1 protein-coding gene is annotated in these 2,776 nt (G+C 35.0%); it reads right to left on the bottom strand.

Annotation, left to right across the window (positions count from 1 at the left end; genetic code table 11):
- Positions 1-2,776 (bottom strand): tetratricopeptide repeat protein (locus tag ENL20_04795; protein ID HHE37873.1); only part of this gene is annotated, 2,776 nt, incomplete at both ends.

The raw sequence follows: 2,776 nt of genomic DNA, 5'->3' as shown, positions 1-2,776 counted from the left end.
AATAATTCCAATGCTTTCTCAAGTTTTGGAATTGCATCTTCCGGTCTCTCTCTTTCGATCTCGATCATTGCCCAGTTGAAATATGCTTTTCCTTCGCCTTCTTTATCACCGATTTCAGCTAATGTTTTCTGCTGCAGTTTATAATAATTTTCCGCTTCCTCGAAATCATTTTTGGATTTAGCGATATTCCCGAGGTTTCCGTAAGTGTGAGCGATTCCTTCTGCATCCTTCAATTCCTTCTGCAGTTCGAGATTTTCCAGGTAGATTTTTTTTGCTTCTTCATATTTTTCCAGATAAAAAAGGTTGTCCCCGTAAGTGTCATTGGCATAAGTGATTCCTACTTTATCGGATATTTTCCGACAGATTTTTTTTGATTGATCCAGGAATTTTATCGATTTTTCATACTTCCCCAGATAATGATAGGCAAGACCAATATTGAAGAGATTCAATCCTTCCGACATTTTATTCCCGATCGTACGGGCAATATCGAGGGCTTCGTTATAATACTCGATCGCTTTTTCGCTTTTTCCTTCAGCTGAATAGATATTTGCAATATTAGAAAGCAGTTTGCTGCAGGCACTTTTGCTTCCGATCTCTTTGGCAATTTTGAGCGAATCCAGGTAATATTTCATGGCTTTTTGCCTGTCTCCCAGACGGGAATGAACAATTCCGATATTATGCAGAGCAGCCCGGATCAACATCTTATTTTTCAGTTTCTTCACTATCTTGTGATTCAACTGGAAAAATTCCAGGGCTTTTTTATAATTTGCTTTTTGCAGGTGATATACACCGAGAATATTAGCAGTTCTACCTTCAAAAAAGTGCTCATTCTGATTGCGGAAATTTTTCAGCAATGATCTTGATCTTTTTTCAAATTCATCAACTTCGTTCAAAAAACGCAAGGTATCAAGATAATAAATTTCCAGGTGATTTTTGTATGATCTCGTTTTTATATCTGCGATATACTTTCCTATATACTTTTTAAGCATCAGATAATCTTCAGTGATCGTATAAAGTTTTGCTGATAAATAGTGAAACCTGTCTTTCAGTTCAGGATCCGGGAAAGATTCGGTTTTGAGTTTCATCAGTTCCTGTTCAGCCATTTTTGTTTCGCTTTGCTGAAGAAATAATTCAATTTTATTTAATTTTGTTTTCAGGATCGAATTGTGAATTGTTCCCTGCTGTAGTTCCAGGTTTTCCAGAAGATTGTCATAATATTCCAGAGCAGCCTGATTCTGGTATAGATCTTTTGCATAATCACCTGCTTTCTCAAAATAAAAAACAGTTTTATCATTGATCTCAGCTTTTTCATAATTAAAAGCTATATCCGCATAATAAGGTTTCAGGTCTTTATTGTATAAGGTTTCAAAAGTCTCAGCAGCTGATTTATGAAGATTCCTCAATTCCTTTTTCAGGATAAGACCGTAAATGCTCTCACGGATAAAAGCGTTTTGAAAAGCCCGGTTTGCTTTGGATAATGAATACCAGATATTCTGCTTTTCACCATCCTGGATAAAGGAATCGATATACTTGTCATCTGTCATTGTTTTTAGGACATTATCGGTGAATTGATTTCCAAGAACAGATGCTTTTTTTGTAATATTTTTCAGGTCCGGATTTAATTTATCGATCCTGGCAATGATCACGGAATTAATATTGGTCGGAATTTTTATATTCCTTTTGGTGATCTGCAATTTGTTGTTGATGATGTTCTCTTCTTTCAGATAGAAAATTATCTGTTCAACATAAAACGGGTTCCCTTCACTTTTTTCCCAGATCAGTTTGAAGGTTTTTTCCGGGATTTCTTTTTCAATTTCCAGTTTGTCTTTGATCAACTCTTTTGTTTTTTCTTTATTAAGAGATTTCAAGGTTATCCTTGCTTCTCTGACATCATTTAAACCGAAACTGAATTTAGTGTGATCATCATTGTACCGGCAGGAAGAAATTATTATAAAAGGATAGTTTTGGACATTTCTGGTTAGAACATGCAACAAGTTTTTAGTATCGACATCGATAAAATTCGAGTCTTCAAATTCAATTATTACAGGTTTTTCCAATGATAAGATTTTAATGAGATTAGTGACTGCGTAAAGCATGTTTTCATACTTATTTTTTGGATCGAGCTGTTCATAAAGAGAATTTTCCCAGGTAAGGTTTATTAATGCTCCGAGAAATGATTTTGTCCGCACAAGTTCTGATTTGAGCTTTTCATCTTTGCTTGATTTAAGCAATTCCTCGATTTTCGCTTCGAAGTTTTTTTTATTGGATTCATGATCATTTTCTTCGGATTGTCCGAAAATCCAGGATAAAAAGTATTTAACAGGATTGAAACTTTTCCGGAGAATAGCATCGCAGGGCATATATATCCAGTTGTAATCATTTCTATGCAACGACATTTTGAATTCTTTGATCAACCTGCTTTTACCGATTCCGGCAACTCCCTCTACATAAACAACTCCTCCAAACTTGTTGCCTTTTGTCCGGTTCAATGGTTTAATGATCTTTTTCAATTTTTCAAATTCAGATTCTCTTCCAATCAACTTACCTTTCGAAACAAAGGTGGTTGATCGTTCTTTTTTCTTTTGCAGCCTAAAAGCAGTAATTTTAAACTGGAAACCTTTTAGTTCTAATTCTCCCAGATTTTGGGTATGATAATTAGCTTTTATTTTGTCATAGATAAACCTGTCGAGAAAAATTTCAGTCCAATTTGCTTTCATCATGAATCGGGCTGCAACATTAACAGCCATTCCCAGAGCAGTATATTCTCCTCTTTTTT

The sequence above is a fragment of the Candidatus Cloacimonadota bacterium genome, assembly GCA_011372345.1.
Classification (GTDB): domain Bacteria; phylum Cloacimonadota; class Cloacimonadia; order Cloacimonadales; family TCS61; genus DRTC01.
The sequence above is the reverse complement of the archived record's forward strand: the minus strand, read 5'-3'. Positions and strand labels throughout refer to the sequence as shown.